We start from the raw sequence: 16,567 nt of genomic DNA, 5'->3' as shown, positions 1-16,567 counted from the left end.
GTAAGCACTTGGCAGTTCTATCAATCGTAATGCATCCGGCAGAAATATTAGAAAAAGAATGTGAGCCGGTAAGGCAATTTGATAAAAAATTAAAAATATTACTAAATGATATGTATGAAACAATGTTAGCTGCAGATGGAGTAGGATTAGCTGCGCCGCAAATAGGAATTGATCAGCAAATTGCAGTAGTTGATATTGGTGATGAATTAGGGAGGATAAATTTAATTAATCCGATTATAATTGAAAAAAGTGGTGAACAAACTGATGTAGAAGGATGTTTGAGCTTTCCTGGATTATATGGAACTGTATCACGTCCCTATTATGTAAAGGTGAAAGCTCAAGATGTAAAAGGGAGATTTTTTTACATTGAAGCAGAGGATTATCTTGCGCGGGCAATCCAACATGAAATCGATCATTTACATGGAATTTTGTTTACTTCAAAGGTTTTAAAATATATTGATGAAGAAGATTTAGAAGGGTATGAAGGAGAATGACAAAAATTGTATTTATGGGCACACCAGATTTTTCTGTACCGGTGTTAAAAAGATTACTAAATGATGGATACCAAGTAATAGCTGTGGCGACACAGCCAGATCGCCCTGTGGGAAGAAAAAGGGTTTTAACCCCTCCGCCTGTCAAAGTGGAGGCAGAGAAACATGGAATTCCCATCTATCAGCCAGAAAAGCTTCGAGATTCTGAAGAACTAAAAAAGATTTTAGAATTAGAACCGGATTTAATTGTGACGGCAGCATATGGACAAATCCTGCCAAAAGAATTATTGGATGCCCCTAAATTAGGTTGTATTAATGTACATGCTTCATTACTGCCAGAGCTTCGCGGCGGTGCACCTATACATTATGCTATATTACAAGGGAAAGAAAAAACAGGAATCACAATCATGTATATGGCAGAAAAATTAGATGCAGGAGATATTATTAGTCAAGTCGAAATTCCTATTACTGAAACAGACAATGTTGGAACATTACATATTAAACTTAGTGAAGCTGGATCAGAGCTTTTATCAGAAACAATACCTAAACTTATTAAGAATGAAATAAACCCATTACCACAAGATCATGATAAGGCAACGTTTGCCTCCAATATTAAACGTGAACAAGAAAAAATTAATTGGTCAAAATCCGGAGAAGAAATTTATAATCATATTAGAGGATTAAATCCTTGGCCAGTTGCTTATACGACGATTGAAGGTACTGTATTAAAAGTATGGGAAGGTATAAAGATTCCATTATCAGAGCAAAAAGAACCTGGAACAGTGGTGGACATTACGAAAGATGGCTTAGTCGTTGCAACAGGAAATATGACAGGGATTAAAATTATTGAATTACAGCCCTCAGGTAAGAAAAAAATGACAGCTGAACAGTTTTTAAATGGAACTGGATCGAGCCTATTAATTGGAACAAAGCTAGGAGAATAATATGGTAAATAAAAATAAGAATGTACGAGAAGCCGCTCTTGAAATACTAGAAGCTGTCGAAAAAAATCAAGCGTACAGCAATTTGCTCCTAAATCATGTCATCAAAAGGAATCACTTAATCGGACCTGATATTGGATTATTGACTGAAATAACATATGGAACATTACAAAGAAAGATTACTTTAGATTATTACTTAAAATCATTTATTAATAAAAAAATAGAAACATGGGTTCAAATTTTATTAAGACTTTCATTGTATCAAATGGTCTATTTAGATAAAATTCCTGATCGTGCCATTATATACGAGGCAGTAGAAATTGCGAAAAAAAGAGGTCATCGTGGAATTTCAGGAATGGTCAATGGAATTTTAAGAGCCGTTCAAAGAGAAGGACTCCCTTCACTAGAAAAGATTCAAGATCCGATTGAACGTGTTGCAATCGAAACAAGTCACCCTGCCTGGATGGTAAAGCGATGGTCAGAACAATATGGATTAGAAAAAACAAAAACAATGTGTGAAACAAATCTTCTAGCTCCCTTGCAAACGGCACGTGTAAATACAACGAAAGCCCCACCTGAAGTTGTTAAAGAGATGCTGGAAGAGGAAGGTTTTGAAATACAATTAAGTCCAATTGTACCAGAGGCAATCCGTTCCCTAAAAGGGAATCTAGCCCATTCAAAAGCTTTTACTGACGGATTTATTACCATTCAAGATGAAAGCTCCATGCTAGTGACATATGCTTTGAATATTGAGGAAAATCAATTCGTACTTGACGCTTGCGCGGCACCAGGTGGGAAGTCTACTCATATCGCAGAAAAACTTCATGGAACAGGAAAAGTGATTTCATTAGATTTACATGAACATAAAACAAAACTTATCCAACAAAATGCAATACGCCTTGGATTAACAAATATAGAAACAAAGGCTATGGACAGTCGAAAGGTAGCTCAGCATTTCGAAAAAGAGTTGTTTGACCGTGTATTAGTAGATGCACCATGTTCAGGATTAGGTGTATTAAGAAAAAAACCGGATATTAAATATAGCAAGTCTGTTCAAGACATTCATAACCTGCAAATAATTCAAAAAAATATTTTGCATGAAGCTGCCCGTTTAGTGAAACCCGGTGGATTACTGGTTTATAGTACTTGTACCGTTGATAAAGAAGAGAATGAAGAAACAGTTAATGAGTTTTTGCGCTCGTCACTTGATTTTGAAGTATTCCCGCTACAATTAACTGATCATATCCAGCCGTTTGTAGACAAATATCGGGTACAAATATTCCCACAAGATTTTGGAGGAGACGGCTTTTTTATAGCATGTTTTCGAAAAAAAGAAAGCTGGAACAAATAGAAGATACGGGGTGACCTTGATGAAGGCTATTTTTCTAACTGATACGGGAAGGATTCGGCAGCGTAATGAAGATAACGGCGGGATTTTTACGAATTCAACGGGAGATTGCCTTGCCATTGTTGCAGATGGTATGGGCGGTCATAATGCTGGCGATGTTGCAAGTAAAATGACAGTCGATTTATTTAATCAATCGTGGGAGAGTTCATTGAAATTTAATACGGCTGAATCGGCAGAAAATTGGTTGAATGAAAGAATTTCAGAAGTCAATTTAACTTTATTTGAACATGCAAATAACCATGCTGAATGTGAAGGAATGGGAACAACATTAGTTGCCGCTATTTTTACGGCTGATTTTGCCACCATTGCAAATATCGGGGATAGCCGCTGCTATATCTTAAATGAAAATGGGTTTCAACAAATAACTGAAGATCACTCCTTGGTCAATGAATTAGTGAAAACAGGGATTATTTCAAAGGAAGACGCAGATAGTCATCCTAGAAAAAATGTAGTCCTGAAGGCGTTGGGGACAGAACAAAAGATAGAAGCAGATATTAAAACGATATTAATCGAAGATGGGGATTATTTACTTCTATGTTCAGATGGTTTATCAGACAAAATTACAGAAATACAAATGAGAGAAGTTTTAGAAACTGATAATACGATTGAAGTGAAAGCACAGACTTTGATTGATATGGCTAATCAAAATGGCGGTGAAGACAACATTACCATTATCCTTATTGAAATATCTGCGGATGCTGAAAGCAGGTGTAGTGAATGTTGATCGGAAGAAGAATAAGTGACCGCTATAAAATAATTAGCATGATCGGCGGCGGCGGTATGGCTAATGTGTATTTAGCTAGAGACATTATTCTCGATCGGGATGTTGCTATAAAAATATTAAGATTAGATTTTGCTAATGAACAAGAATTTATACATCGTTTTCAACGGGAGGCACAATCTGCTACTAGTTTAAACCACCCTAATATTGTGAATATTTATGATGTAGGTGAAGAGGAAGATATTTATTATATTGTAATGGAATATGTTGATGGGATGACTTTAAAACAATACATACAACAATATTATCCTATTTCAGTTGAGAAGACACTGGATATTATGGAACAGCTAGTTTCAGCTATTTCTAATGCTCATCAGCATCAAATTATTCATCGTGACATCAAACCGCAAAATATATTAATTGACCATAATGGGGTAGTGAAAATTACTGATTTCGGAATTGCAATGGCATTGAGTGCTACATCTATTACCCAAACAAATTCAGTACTAGGGTCGGTACATTATTTATCTCCGGAACAAGCACGCGGGGGAATGGCAACAAGAAAATCTGATATCTATGCGCTCGGTATTGTCATGTTTGAATTACTGACAGGCAGATTACCCTTTTCAGGAGAATCAGCCGTTTCCATTGCACTTAAGCATTTGCAAACCGAAACACCATCTTTAAGAAGATGGAACCCAAATATACCACAAAGTGTCGAGAATATTGTATTAAAGGCAACAACTAAGGATCCTTTTCAAAGATATGAAACGGTTGATGAAATGGGTGAAGATATTCGAACAGCGTTAAGTCCAGAGCGATTGAATGAAGCAAAGTTTATCGTCCCAGAAGACGATGAAGCAACAAAAGCAATTCCAATTATTACAAATTTGCATTCGATGACATCAAACCAAGAACAAACCCTTGTTCACCCTAAGGATGATGCTGTTTCCGATCAAAATAACGATGATCAAATAAAGGATAATAACAAGGAGAAAAATAAAAAGCAAAAAAAGAAAAGAAAAAAATGGCCATGGATTATTGGCTCGTTTTTAATGTTGGTAATTATTTTAGCATTAGCTGTGTTCTTTCTTCCATATTTGTTAGGTCCTAAAGAAGTAAAAGTTCCAGATGTAACAGAGCGAAATTTAGATGAAGCAATAATATCCATTACGGACGTAAAGCTAAAGGTTGGTAAAAAAATTGATGTTCCGGATGAGAAAATTCCTGAGGGTAAAGTAGTTAAGACTAACCCGGAAGCGGGAAAAGATGTTAAAGAAGGTACGGAAATAGATATATATGTAAGCACGGGAAAAGAAAAATACCCTCTTCAAGATTATACAGGTCGACAGTATGAAGATATCATGCAACTGCTTAATAAAATAAAATTTAAGAACATAAGAAAGGATGAAGTTTATAATGATAGTTCACCAGGAACGATCATTGATCAAAATCCGCGTCCAAATGAGGAAATTGTCCCTAGTGAAACTGAGCTAATTTTTACTGTAAGTAAAGGTCCTGAAAAAATAAAAGTAAAAGACTTAACAGAGTATAATGAAAAAGGTTTAAAGGAATATGAGGAAGCCACAGGCTTAGTTATAGATATGTCTAAAGAAGAATATAACGATACAGTGAAAGAAGGTCTAGTTATTTCCCAATCGCCTGCACCTGGAACAGAGCTTGTTAAGGGTGATCGAGTAAAAGTAGTGATGTCTAAAGGGCCAAAGGAAAAGCCACCAAAAACAGTAGAAAGAGAAATAACGATTCCGTATGAACCTGAAACTGATGAGGATGGTAAGCCTCAGCCTCAGCAAGTTCAAATATATATAGAGGATGCCGATCACAGTATAACTGATCTATTTGACTCCTTTACAATTACAGAGACGACAAAAAAACGCTTTGATTTTAGAATTGAAGAGGGAAAAAAAGCGGGATATCAAGTGATTCGTGATAATACCGTCATATTGCAAGAGTCTATACCTTATCCAAGTGATTAATAATTACTGATTTTAATGTGAAATGAAGGAGTCGATGCTATGCCTGAAGGGAAAATTGTTAAGGCATTAAGTGGATTTTATTATGTTTTAAACAAAAACCAGGTGATTCAATGTAGAGGCAGAGGGGTTTTTCGTAAGAATAAAATAACCCCTCTCGTTGGAGATTCAGTTGTCTATCAAGCAGATAATGAACGTGAAGGATATATAATGGAGGTGAAAAATCGAAAAAATGAGCTAATTCGACCTCCTATTGCAAATGTAGATCAGGCTATTCTCATTTTTTCAGCGAAGGAACCTGAATTTAGTTCAGTTTTATTAGACCGTTTTTTAGTGATAATTGAGTCGAATGATATTATGCCTATCATTTGTTTAACAAAAATGGATCTTTTAAGCGAAGACGAAAAATCAGATTTAATGAAATATGTGAATGATTATCAAAAAATTGGTTATCAGATATTATTATCATCCTCTAAAACACAAGAAGGAATTAATGACCTTCTTCCGTTATTAAAAGGAAAAATAAGTGTACTATCTGGTCAATCAGGGGTAGGGAAATCTTCATTACTTAATGCCATTAATCCTGAATTATCTTTAAAAACAAGTCATATTTCATCCCATTTAGGGCGTGGAAAGCATACAACACGACATGTAGAGTTAATTGATATTAAGGATGGGCTTGTGGCGGATACACCAGGATTTAGTTCATTGGATTTTGATGAATTGGAAGCTGAGTTTCTTTCAAACTGCTTTCCAGAGATGTCACTAAGAAGTAAGGAATGTAAATTCCGAGGATGTTTACATTTAAATGAACCAAAATGTGCCATTAAATCTGCAGTAGAAAATAAAGAAATCCCTGATTACCGCTATATGCATTATGTTCAGTTTTTACAGGAAATAAAAGATAGAAAGCCGAGGTATTAGGAATATGGTAAAAATTGCCCCATCAATTTTATCAGCAAACTTTGCAAAATTAGCTGAAGAAATACATGATGTTGAAAAAGGCGGAGCAGATTATATTCATATTGACGTTATGGATGGACATTTTGTCCCTAATATTACTTTGGGGCCGCTAGTAGTTGAGGCAATTCGTCCAATTACAAAATTGCCCTTAGATGTTCATTTAATGATTCAGCATCCAGATCATTATATAGAGTCATTTGCCAAAGCTGGAGCTGATTATATTACTGTACATGTTGAGGCATGTACCCATTTGCATCGTACCATTCAGCAAATTAAATCTTATAGTGTAAAAGCTGGTGTAGTGTTAAATCCTGCAACTCCAGTGGAGACGATTCAACATGTTCTGGAGGATATCGATATGGTTTTACTTATGACAGTAAATCCCGGTTTTGGCGGACAAAGCTTTATCCATTCAGTAATTCCGAAAATTCATCAAGTAAAACAGATGATTGATGCTAAAGGATTGAATATTGAAATTGAAGTGGATGGGGGAATAAACCCAGAAACAGCAAAGCTATGCTATGAGGCAGGCGCAAATGTATTAGTTGCAGGATCAGCGATATATAAGCACCAAGATCGTGAAACAGCAATTAAAGGTCTTCGTGAACAACTAGTTTAAAACCATTAGTCAGCTATTTTTAGCTGGCTTTTTCGATATTTAAAATATATACAATAGGGGGAAAATAGATTGCAGAAGGTTATTCACATTATTGCTGGAGGTCCACAAGAATACATACCTGAATTATCTCTATTTGATCATCCAAATGTTGTTTGGATTGGAGTAGATTACGGCGTTATATATTTATTAGAAAATAACATCATACCTACAATGGCCTTCGGAGATTTTGATTCCGTTACTAATCAGCAGTGGGAAATGATAAATAAAAAAGCACATCAAATAAAAAAATACATACCTGAAAAAGATGAAACAGACATGGAGCTTGCTTTACTTTGGGCTCTAAAAGAAGAGCCGTCGAATATTCGAATTTTGGGGGCAACAGGAGGTCGAGCTGATCATTATTTTGCTAATGTAATGATGCTTATACGTCCTGAATGCAAGAAATGTAATATTGAGATTATAGATAAACAGAACAGAATTTCTGTATTCACACCTGGAAAATATTCTATTGATATGATTGATCATAAAAAATATGTCTCATTTATACCACTAAGCAAAGAAGTGAATGGTATTACCTTAGAAGGTTTTAAATATCCACTTAAAAACAAGCATATTTTAATGGGTTCCTCATTATGTATAAGCAATGAACTAATTCAAGAAACCGGTAATTTTTCTTTTACATCAGGCATATTAATGATGATAAGAAGTCAGGATTTATAAAAAAAGTTAGCCCTTTTTAACGGGGCGGGTACTCACTTTCATATGTATTGAATACACTATTCTATCCGGTATTGTCGGGTAATTACCCACCTAAGATGCATTGGTAGAGGATATTTATATGGACAATTCATATGCTTGTTAGACGGATGAGGAGGGACATATATGAAGTTTTATACAATTAAATTGCCTAGATTTTTAGGTGGAATTGTTCGTGCGATGTTAGGGACATTTAAAAAAGGGTAGAAAGTACAAATTCTGTTTTTATTTTGATGGTAAAAACAAACAAAAAAATGCCGGTAGTCGGCATTTTTTTGTTTATGCATATTTCAGGCGCATTTAATACAAATGATTAAACGCGTTCAACTTTCCCTGATTTTAATGCTCTTGTAGAAACCCATACACGCTTTGGTTTACCATCAACAAGAATACGAACTTTTTGAAGATTTGCACCCCAAGTACGCTTATTAGCGTTCATAGCGTGGGAACGAGAATTTCCGGAACGAGTTTTACGCCCAGTAATTACACATTGTTTTGCCATATTGATTCCCTCCTTACTCTGAAGTAGAAATATCAAATGTTTCATCACTTCAATATTCATCATATAAAGATACTTTAATAATTTATCATACAACCTATAATAAAGCAATACTTCAATAATATGCATTCAAGAAAAATTACTTGACGTTTTAAGAAAAGCGCAAGCGCCTTGCCCATCGGCGTACGGATTTCGTAGTCTTCGACTGAGATAAAGGAAACACGGCGAGGGACGAGTCGATGTTGACTTATCGTAGGGAGAAGACGGAGAAATCCGCTAGCCGATAGGCGCTGGAGCTAGACACAGCAGACACTTTTCATGTCTAATTTCCTTAGTAAATTTTATACTTTCTTACCTTTTAAGAAAAACGCTGGGCGTCTTGATTCTATTCACAAAAATGAATGTTAGCTATTATCCGTATGATAGAAGAATTACAGATGAACGCTATTTCTAATAAATATTCGACTTTTAAATCAATATATATTATAGTAAAATGACATATGGAAAAAATTTTATGAAACCGATAAGGGGGAAGAGCAAATGTCAATTGAAATGAGAACGAATTTCGGTCAAATAGATATTTCAAATGATGTGGTCGCATCTATCGCTGGTGGAGCTGCAGTGGATTGCTATGGTATTGTAGGTATGGCTTCAAAAAACCAAATTAAAGATGGAATCACCGACATATTGCGCAAAGAAAATTTCTCTCGCGGCGTCATTGTTCGTCAACAAAATGATGAAGTACATATCGATATGTATATTATAGTAAGCTATGGAACGAAAATTTCTGAAATTGCACATAATGTACAAGCAAAAGTGAAATACACACTTGATAAAACAATTGGTTTATCGACAGACTCCATAAACATTTATGTACAAGGAGTCAGGGTGACAAACCCGTAATAAGGAGGAAAAAATTCGTGGCAATTGCATCTTTGGATGGAAAACGTTTTGCAGAGATGGTGATAATGGGTGCCAATAATTTAGCTAATAATGCTAATATCGTAGATGCGCTTAACGTATTTCCAGTGCCAGACGGTGATACTGGGACTAATATGAATTTATCTATGACATCAGGAGCAAAAGAAGTTCAAAAAAATGTTCATGACCATATTGGTGTCGTTGCTTCTGCACTCTCTAAAGGATTACTTATGGGTGCTAGAGGGAATTCTGGTGTTATCCTTTCACAGCTATTCCGTGGTTTTGGTAAAGCAGTAGAAAATAAGGAAACGATCTCAACTAAGGAGTTTGCACAAGCACTAGAGGCGGGAGTAAATACAGCATATAAAGCGGTTATGAAGCCGGTAGAAGGAACTATCCTAACCGTTGCAAAAGACGCCGCTAAAAAGGGTGTTGAGGTTTCGAAAACTGAAAACGACATTGTAAAGCTTATGGAAGCAGTGGTAACTGAAGCTAATAGTTCATTAAACCGTACACCTGATTTACTACCTGTTTTAAAAGAGGTTGGAGTAGTAGATAGTGGTGGTCAAGGGCTAGTCTTCGTTTATGAAGGTTTTTTAGCAGAATTAAAAGAGGAAACGTTACCAAATAAATCAAATACTGCCCTGTCTATGAATGAAATGGTTAATACAGAACATCATAAAAATGTTCAAAGCTTTATGAACACGGAAGATATTAAGTTTGGTTACTGTACAGAATTTATGGTTAAATTTGAAAAAGACAAGCTTAATAAGCATCCATTCTCAGAGGAAAGATTTAGAAATGATTTGAGTCATTATGGAGATTCTTTATTAGTGGTATCCGACGATGAGCTTGTGAAAGTTCATGTTCATACAGAACAACCTGGTGAAGCATTATCATATGGACAACGCTATGGCAGCCTTATTAATATGAAAATCGAAAACATGCGCCAACAGCATAGTTCAATTATTGGCGATATGCATAATACCTTAAAAACGGAGCAAAAACCACGAGAAGTAAAGGAATATGGAATCGTTGCAGTTTCAATGGGAAAAGGAATTGCCAGTCTTTTTAAAAGCATTGGTGCTGACGCAGTCATCGAGGGCGGCCAAACAATGAATCCGAGTACAGAGGATATTTTAAAGGCCATTTCCGATGTGAATGCAAAGAAAATAATGATCCTTCCTAATAATAAAAATATCATAATGGCAGCCGAGCAAGCAGCACAAGTATCGGAACAAGAAATCATTGTTATACCTACAAAAACTGTCCCACAAGGAATGTCAGCATTATTAGCTTTTAATCCTTCTGTAAAATTGGAAGAGAACAAGAGTTTAATGATTGATGCGCTTCAGCATGTAAAAACTGGTCAAATAACTTACGCTGTTAGGGACACGACAATAGATGGCATTTCTATTGCTAAAGACGATTACATGGGAATTGCAGACGGGAAAATTATTGGAACAAATAAAGACATCGTTTCTGCGGCTACTTTACTATTAAATAAAATGTTAGTTGAAGACGATGAAATCGTTACAATATTATATGGTGAAAATGTTTCACCTGAACAAGTAGAAGAAGTTGTTTCGTATTTAAATAATAATTTTGAAGAACTTGAGGTTGAAGTTCATAATGGCGAACAGCCATTATACTCGTTTATTTTTTCAATAGAGTAAATTGATCAGAAAATTTACCAAATAAGTTTTTCAATATATAATAAATAGAAGGGGCAACCCTTCTATTTCCTTTTTAGAAGCATCATCATATAATATGGATATACTATTATCTTGAGTGGAGTGACCCAAAAATGAAATATAAAAGCGTTTTTGATATTATTGGGCCAGTTATGATTGGACCTTCTAGTTCACATACCGCGGGTGCCGCAAGAATTGGAAGAGTTGCTCGGAATCTTTTTGGCAGAGTTCCAAAATGGGCGAAAATTTCTTTTTATGGTTCCTTTGCGGAAACTTATAAAGGTCATGGGACAGATGTGGCAATTGTCGGTGGTCTATTAGACTTTGATACATTTGATGAAAGAATAATCAACTCCTTAGAGCTTGCAAAAAAGCAAGGACTAGAAATTGAATTTTTTGCTGAAACTGCTATTCCAGATCACCCCAACACTGCAAAAATCTTAATTGGTGACGAAGAAGGGGAAATGGAGCTAGTAGGAATATCAATTGGCGGCGGGAAAATTGAAATTACTGAATTAAATGGTTTTAAACTTAGATTATCAGGTCATCATCCCGCCATTTTAGTTGTCCATAATGATCGATTTGGAGCAATCGCAGCTGTTTCCAATATATTATCCAAATATAAAATCAATATTGGTCATATGGAAGTTTCGCGTAAAGAAGTTGGGCAAATGGCATTAATGGTAATAGAAGTTGATCATAATATTGAGGAGCCTGTTTTACAGGAAATCGGGCAACTTCCAAATATTACTCAAGTGGCAAGAGTCGTAGATTAATAATAGAGATAATATAATATGAAAAAAAGAAAATTTTGGTAGCGCTTTCGATTGATAATAAGAAAAGCATTTGGTCGGCTGCTAAACAATATGTAAGGAGGTTTTAAACTTGTTTCGAAATGTAGCTGAATTAGTTGAGTTGGCAGAAACTCAAAATAAAAAAATCTCCGAAATCATGATCGAACAAGAGATGGATGTGACAGGGAGAACGCGTGAAGAGATTTTTAATCAAATGGATAAAAGTCTTAAGGTGATGGAAGATGCTGTAGAACGCGGATTAAAGGGAGTCCAATCTCACTCTGGTTTAACTGGTGGAGATGCTGTCTTAATGCAAAAATATATAGAAAAAGGAAACTTTTTATCTGGAGAAACCATTCTAGATGCAGTAAGTAAAGCTGTTGCTACAAATGAGGTAAATGCGGCTATGGGTACCATTTGTGCAACACCTACTGCTGGATCAGCAGGTGTTGTTCCAGGAACACTTTTTGCGGTGAAAAAGAAACTTAATCCTACAAGAGAACAAATGGTTAACTTTTTGTTTACTTCTGGAGCTTTTGGCTTTGTTGTTGCTAATAACGCATCTATTTCTGGTGCTGCAGGCGGGTGCCAAGCAGAGGTTGGTTCTGCAGCAGGCATGGCTGCTGCTGCAATTGTAGAAATTGCGGGAGGAACCCCATCACAATGTGCTGAAGCTATGGCAATAACTTTGAAAAATATGCTTGGGCTTGTTTGTGACCCTGTTGCGGGGCTAGTAGAAGTACCTTGTGTAAAAAGAAATGCAATGGGAGCAGCAAATGCAATGGTTGCTGCGGATATGGCATTAGCAGGTATAACTAGTCGAATTCCTTGTGATGAAGTGATCGATGCAATGTTCAAAATCGGTCAAAGAATGCCGACTGCGCTAAAGGAAACTGCTCAGGGAGGGTTGGCGGCAACTCCAACGGGTCGTAAATTAGCGGCTAAAATTTTCGGAGTTCCGATGGTTGAAAGTGAATAATTCATTAGAAAACCCAGTCTCAATTATTAAAGGAATCGGAGAAGAAACGGATAGCTTGTTAGCGTCACTAGGTATTTTTACAGTTCGAGATTTATTGGAATATTTCCCTTATCGGTATGATGATTACCGTTTACGTGATTTACAGGATGTTGAACACGATGAGAAAGTAACGGTTGAAGGGAAGGTTCATAGTGAGCCTTCTCTTGTCTTTTATAATCGGAAACGTTCCCGATTAACCATTCAATTATTTGTTAATAATTATCTCATTAAAGTTAACTTTTTTAACCAGCCTTATTTAAAAAAGAAACTGGCTATTTCAGATACAGTCACTATTACTGGTAAATGGGACCGACACCGCGCGACGATTACTGCCCAAGAATTAAAAATTGGACCTTATCAAAAGGAAAGTGATTTTGAACCAGTATACTCTGTCAGGGGTGGACTTACTGTTAAATCATTAAGAAAGTTTATTCATCGGGCTTTTGAGTCATATGGTGAAGAAATAGAAGAAAATCTTCCTGATACTTTTCTGGAAAAATACAAGCTGATGCAAAGAAAAGGTGCAATGAAATTAATGCATTTTCCGATTACTCAAAGTGATGTCAAACTAGCTAGACGAAGATTTGTATATGAAGAGTTTTTATTTTTTCAGTTAAAAATGCAAGCGTTGAGAAAATTCGAAAGAGAAAATTCTAAAGGAATCACCCAACAATATGATTTGGAGAAGCTTCGTACATTTTTTGCAGCTTTGCCTTTCCCATTAACAAATGCTCAAAAAAGAGTTATTAATGAAATATGCGCAGACTTAAAATCCCCATATCGAATGAACAGACTTCTGCAAGGAGATGTCGGGTCGGGTAAAACAGTAGTGGCTGCAATTGCCCTTTTTGCAAGCTGGACAGCAGGATATCAAGGTGCATTAATGGTACCGACAGAAATTCTAGCTGAACAACATACCTCTTCCCTTAAATCATTATTAGCCGGAGAAGGTTTAAAAGTCGAGCTTCTTACCAGCTCTGTTAAAGGAAAAAAGCGAAGAGAATTACTTGAACATCTAGAAAATGGTGAGATTGATATTCTTATAGGCACACATGCGCTTATCCAAGAGGACGTCCATTTTAAAAAACTCGGTCTAGTGATAACAGATGAACAGCATCGATTTGGAGTCGAACAACGAAGGATTTTAAGGGAAAAAGGTATGAATCCAGATGTACTATTTATGACGGCTACGCCAATACCGAGAACATTAGCGATAACTGTGTTTGGTGAAATGGATGTTTCGATCATCGATGAAATGCCAGCAGGTCGAAAGAAAATTGAAACGCATTGGGTAAAGCACGAAATGCTTGAGCAAGTGCTAGGTTTTGTTAAAAAAGAGCTGGCACAAGGCAGGCAAGCCTATGTCATATGTCCATTAATTGAAGAATCTGAAAAGCTTGATGTACAGAATGCAATTGATGTTTATCATATGCTATCTCAATATTTTCATTCGAGGTTCAAAGTCGGACTTATGCATGGACGCCTTCACCAAGAAGAGAAAGAACAGGTTATGAAGGATTTTAGTATTAATGATATACAGATTCTCGTCTCTACTACGGTCGTAGAAGTTGGAGTTAATGTTCCAAATTCAACGATAATGGTCATATATGATGCTGAACGGTTCGGTTTATCTCAATTACACCAGCTCCGCGGCAGGGTTGGCAGAGGACAAGAGCAGTCATATTGTTTTTTATTAGCGAATCCTAAGACAGATATAGGGAAAGAAAGAATGAAAATTATGACCGAAACAAATGATGGTTTCGTTCTAAGTGAAAAGGATTTAGAATTACGAGGTCCAGGAGACTTTTTTGGAAAAAAACAAAGCGGTTTACCGGAGTTTAAAGTAGCTGATATGGTACACGATTATCGTGCATTAGAAGTTGCTAGAAAGGATGCGCAAACACTTATTTCAAATTCGAATTTTTGGATCGATCCCCAATACGCGGTATTAAGGAATTACTTAGAGGACTCTGGTGTAATGGTTGGTGAAAAACTAGATTAAAAGAGAAGATTCAAAAAGAGGAGAAGCGGAATGTTTACGAAATCTTGCATTCTTCTCTTTCTTTTTATATACTACTATTAGTACCAAGTCCTAATATCGTGAATGGTGATGATTTTTTTATGAGAATAGTTAAAAAGGAGCGGCAAAAACGATTAAAGGATACAATAAATAACAATCCATTTATAACTGATGAAGAATTAGCCGAACAATTTCAAGTCAGTGTTCAAACGATTCGTCTTGATCGATTGGAACTATCGATTCCGGAATTAAGAGAAAGAATAAAAAATGTTGCTGAAGAACGTTTGATCGATGAAGTAAAATCACTTCCAATAGATGAAATAATTGGTGAGATTATTGATGTTGACCTAGATAAGAGTGCAATTTCTATTTTTGAAGTAAAAAATGAGCATGTTTTTAAACGAAATTCAATTGCAAGAGGTCATCATCTATTTGCCCAGGCTAATTCTTTAGCCGTTGCTGTTATTAATGATGAGCTGGCATTAACAGCCAAAGCTAACATCCAATTTACTCGCTCTGTAAAGCAAGGGGAACGAGTTATTGCTAAAGCTAAAGTTTATGACATACATAATGAAAAGGATAGGACAACTGTAGAGGTCAATAGTTTTGTTGGAAGTGAGCTAGTTTTTAAAGGTGAATTTGAAATGTATCGAAACAGTAAGTAGCCGCATAAATTAGATAATAATAAATTTAATATGAATTAGGGATGACAAAAATGAAGATTGCTATTGATGCAATGGGGGGAGATAATGCCCCTAAAGAAATTATTTTAGGTGTAAATAAAGCAATAAAAGAGTTTAACGATATCGAAATTATCCTTATTGGAAAAGAAAAGGAGATAAAACAATATTTAGAAAATAGTGCTCGTGTCGAAATTGTCCATACAGATGAAGTAATAGAAGCTACCGATGAACCGGTGCGAGCTGTTCGCAGGAAAAAGAATGCTTCTATGGTTTTGATGGCACAAGCAGTTGCTGATGGAAAAGCAGATGCCTGCATTTCTGCTGGTAATACAGGTGCACTAATGGCAGCGGGCTTGTTTATTGTCGGGAGAATCAATGGAATTGAACGCCCCGCTTTAGCACCCACACTTCCAACAATCGATGGGCAAGGATTTGTCATGTTGGATCTAGGTGCAAATGCTGAAGCAAAGCCAGAGCATCTTCTTCAATATGCAATAATGGGATCTATATACGCCGAAAAAGTTCGCGGGATTTCCAAACCAAGAGTTGGCTTATTAAATATAGGTACAGAAGAGAAAAAAGGAAATGAATTAACAAAACAAGCATTTCAATTATTAAAAGAAGAATCTAACATTCATTTTGTTGGGAATGTTGAATCACGTGAACTATTGCAAGGGCCTGCTGATGTCGTAGTGACTGACGGATTTACTGGTAATATGGTATTAAAGAGTATTGAAGGGACTGCGGGATCTGTTTTTTCACTCCTAAAAAAAGTATTTACTTCAAATGTAAAAACAAAATTAGCAGCAGGTTTAGTGAAAAATGAATTAAAAGGTCTAAAAAATATGATGGATTATACTGAGTATGGTGGTGCTGGATTATTTGGTCTTAATGCACCAGTCATTAAAGCCCACGGCTCATCTAATGCAAATGCTCTTTATAATGCAGTTAGACAAGCTAGAGAAATGGCTAATCATCATGTTTCAAGTATTATTAAAGAAACAATAAATAAAGAAACAATAAATAAAGAAACAAAATCGTAAGG

17 protein-coding genes are annotated in these 16,567 nt (G+C 35.9%); 16 read left to right on the top strand and 1 reads right to left on the bottom strand.

The features are described from left to right. Positions 1 to 8 precede the first annotated feature (8 nt). The 9 genes from def to spoVM all read left to right on the top strand — a co-directional run bounded on the left by def (position 9) and on the right by spoVM (position 8,100). Positions 9 to 494 carry a peptide deformylase gene (gene def, locus ACQKP0_RS06180; protein ID WP_427404938.1) on the top strand — a complete coding sequence of 162 codons (486 nt, stop codon included), beginning with the start codon at positions 9 to 11 and terminating at the stop codon, positions 492 to 494. Beyond that, complete coding sequence (gene fmt / locus ACQKP0_RS06175; protein WP_427404937.1) at positions 491 to 1,435, top strand: methionyl-tRNA formyltransferase; 945 nt, start codon at positions 491 to 493, stop codon at positions 1,433 to 1,435. Before def ends, fmt begins: the two co-directional genes overlap by 4 nt. Before the next feature lies 1 nt (position 1,436). Next, positions 1,437 to 2,783: a 16S rRNA (cytosine(967)-C(5))-methyltransferase RsmB gene (gene rsmB, locus ACQKP0_RS06170; RefSeq protein ID WP_427404936.1), complete on the top strand. Its 1,347-nt coding sequence runs from the start codon at positions 1,437 to 1,439 to the stop codon at positions 2,781 to 2,783. 19 nt (positions 2,784 to 2,802) lie between these two features. Continuing rightward, positions 2,803 to 3,564 carry a Stp1/IreP family PP2C-type Ser/Thr phosphatase gene (locus ACQKP0_RS06165; RefSeq protein WP_427404935.1) on the top strand — a complete coding sequence of 254 codons (762 nt, stop codon included), beginning with the start codon at positions 2,803 to 2,805 and terminating at the stop codon, positions 3,562 to 3,564. Beyond that, entirely contained in the window at positions 3,558 to 5,558 is a 2,001-nt protein-coding gene (gene pknB, locus ACQKP0_RS06160) for a Stk1 family PASTA domain-containing Ser/Thr kinase (RefSeq protein WP_427404934.1), read from the top strand. The genes ACQKP0_RS06165 and pknB overlap by 7 nt, the downstream gene beginning before the upstream one ends. A 39-nt stretch (positions 5,559 to 5,597) precedes the next feature. Further along, positions 5,598 to 6,479, top strand: coding sequence for a ribosome small subunit-dependent GTPase A (gene rsgA, locus ACQKP0_RS06155; protein ID WP_427404933.1), 882 nt, complete (start codon positions 5,598 to 5,600; stop codon positions 6,477 to 6,479). Between the two features lie 4 nt (positions 6,480 to 6,483). After that, on the top strand, positions 6,484 to 7,137 hold the full coding sequence (gene rpe / locus ACQKP0_RS06150; protein ID WP_427404932.1) for a ribulose-phosphate 3-epimerase: 654 nt from the start codon (positions 6,484 to 6,486) through the stop codon (positions 7,135 to 7,137). Positions 7,138 to 7,206: 69 nt separating this feature from the next. After that, positions 7,207 to 7,857 carry a thiamine diphosphokinase gene (locus ACQKP0_RS06145; protein WP_427404931.1) on the top strand — a complete coding sequence of 217 codons (651 nt, stop codon included), beginning with the start codon at positions 7,207 to 7,209 and terminating at the stop codon, positions 7,855 to 7,857. Positions 7,858 to 8,019: 162 nt separating this feature from the next. Beyond that, positions 8,020 to 8,100, top strand: a complete 81-nt coding sequence (gene spoVM, locus ACQKP0_RS06140) for a stage V sporulation protein SpoVM (RefSeq protein WP_040341495.1) — start codon at positions 8,020 to 8,022, stop codon at positions 8,098 to 8,100. 106 nt (positions 8,101 to 8,206) lie between these two features. Here spoVM and rpmB read toward each other — a convergent pair whose 3' ends face one another. After that, positions 8,207 to 8,395, bottom strand: a complete 189-nt coding sequence (rpmB, locus tag ACQKP0_RS06135) for a 50S ribosomal protein L28 (protein ID WP_427404930.1) — start codon at positions 8,393 to 8,395, stop codon at positions 8,207 to 8,209. Between the two features lie 537 nt (positions 8,396 to 8,932). Here rpmB and ACQKP0_RS06130 point away from each other — a divergent pair. The 7 genes from ACQKP0_RS06130 to plsX all read left to right on the top strand — a co-directional run bounded on the left by ACQKP0_RS06130 (position 8,933) and on the right by plsX (position 16,565). Beyond that, positions 8,933 to 9,295, top strand: a complete 363-nt coding sequence (locus tag ACQKP0_RS06130) for an Asp23/Gls24 family envelope stress response protein (protein ID WP_427404929.1) — start codon at positions 8,933 to 8,935, stop codon at positions 9,293 to 9,295. Positions 9,296 to 9,312: 17 nt separating this feature from the next. Continuing rightward, positions 9,313 to 10,989 carry a DAK2 domain-containing protein gene (locus ACQKP0_RS06125; RefSeq protein WP_427404928.1) on the top strand — a complete coding sequence of 559 codons (1,677 nt, stop codon included), beginning with the start codon at positions 9,313 to 9,315 and terminating at the stop codon, positions 10,987 to 10,989. Positions 10,990 to 11,120: 131 nt separating this feature from the next. After that, a complete protein-coding gene (gene sdaAB / locus ACQKP0_RS06120; RefSeq protein WP_427404927.1) occupies positions 11,121 to 11,783 on the top strand; it encodes an L-serine ammonia-lyase, iron-sulfur-dependent subunit beta in 663 nt (220 codons plus the stop codon). 109 nt (positions 11,784 to 11,892) lie between these two features. After that, on the top strand, positions 11,893 to 12,780 hold the full coding sequence (gene sdaAA, locus ACQKP0_RS06115; protein ID WP_427404926.1) for an L-serine ammonia-lyase, iron-sulfur-dependent, subunit alpha: 888 nt from the start codon (positions 11,893 to 11,895) through the stop codon (positions 12,778 to 12,780). Further along, positions 12,773 to 14,821, top strand: coding sequence for an ATP-dependent DNA helicase RecG (gene recG / locus ACQKP0_RS06110; RefSeq protein WP_427405025.1), 2,049 nt, complete (start codon positions 12,773 to 12,775; stop codon positions 14,819 to 14,821). Before sdaAA ends, recG begins: the two co-directional genes overlap by 8 nt. Positions 14,822 to 14,940: 119 nt before the next feature. Continuing rightward, positions 14,941 to 15,504 carry a transcription factor FapR gene (fapR, locus tag ACQKP0_RS06105; protein ID WP_427404925.1) on the top strand — a complete coding sequence of 188 codons (564 nt, stop codon included), beginning with the start codon at positions 14,941 to 14,943 and terminating at the stop codon, positions 15,502 to 15,504. A 50-nt stretch (positions 15,505 to 15,554) separates the two neighbouring features. Beyond that, a complete protein-coding gene (gene plsX / locus ACQKP0_RS06100; RefSeq protein WP_427404924.1) occupies positions 15,555 to 16,565 on the top strand; it encodes a phosphate acyltransferase PlsX in 1,011 nt (336 codons plus the stop codon). Positions 16,566 to 16,567 lie beyond the last annotated feature (2 nt).

This window comes from Heyndrickxia sp. NPDC080065, from assembly GCF_050281185.1.
Classification (GTDB): Bacteria; Bacillota; Bacilli; order Bacillales; family Bacillaceae_C; genus Heyndrickxia.
This window is presented reverse-complemented; position numbering and strand designations above follow the sequence as displayed.

Coding starts and splice junctions, on each gene's coding strand:
- fmt (WP_427404937.1), top strand. CDS start 491: ATGACAAAAATTGTATTTATGGGCACACCAGATTTTTCTGTACCGGTG.
- rsmB (WP_427404936.1), top strand. CDS start 1,437: ATGGTAAATAAAAATAAGAATGTACGAGAAGCCGCTCTTGAAATACTA.
- ACQKP0_RS06165 (WP_427404935.1), top strand. CDS start 2,803: ATGAAGGCTATTTTTCTAACTGATACGGGAAGGATTCGGCAGCGTAAT.
- pknB (WP_427404934.1), top strand. CDS start 3,558: ATGTTGATCGGAAGAAGAATAAGTGACCGCTATAAAATAATTAGCATG.
- rsgA (WP_427404933.1), top strand. CDS start 5,598: ATGCCTGAAGGGAAAATTGTTAAGGCATTAAGTGGATTTTATTATGTT.
- rpe (WP_427404932.1), top strand. CDS start 6,484: ATGGTAAAAATTGCCCCATCAATTTTATCAGCAAACTTTGCAAAATTA.
- spoVM (WP_040341495.1), top strand. CDS start 8,020: ATGAAGTTTTATACAATTAAATTGCCTAGATTTTTAGGTGGAATTGTT.
- rpmB (WP_427404930.1), bottom strand. CDS start 8,395: ATGGCAAAACAATGTGTAATTACTGGGCGTAAAACTCGTTCCGGAAAT.
- ACQKP0_RS06130 (WP_427404929.1), top strand. CDS start 8,933: ATGTCAATTGAAATGAGAACGAATTTCGGTCAAATAGATATTTCAAAT.
- sdaAB (WP_427404927.1), top strand. CDS start 11,121: ATGAAATATAAAAGCGTTTTTGATATTATTGGGCCAGTTATGATTGGA.
- fapR (WP_427404925.1), top strand. CDS start 14,941: ATGAGAATAGTTAAAAAGGAGCGGCAAAAACGATTAAAGGATACAATA.
- plsX (WP_427404924.1), top strand. CDS start 15,555: ATGAAGATTGCTATTGATGCAATGGGGGGAGATAATGCCCCTAAAGAA.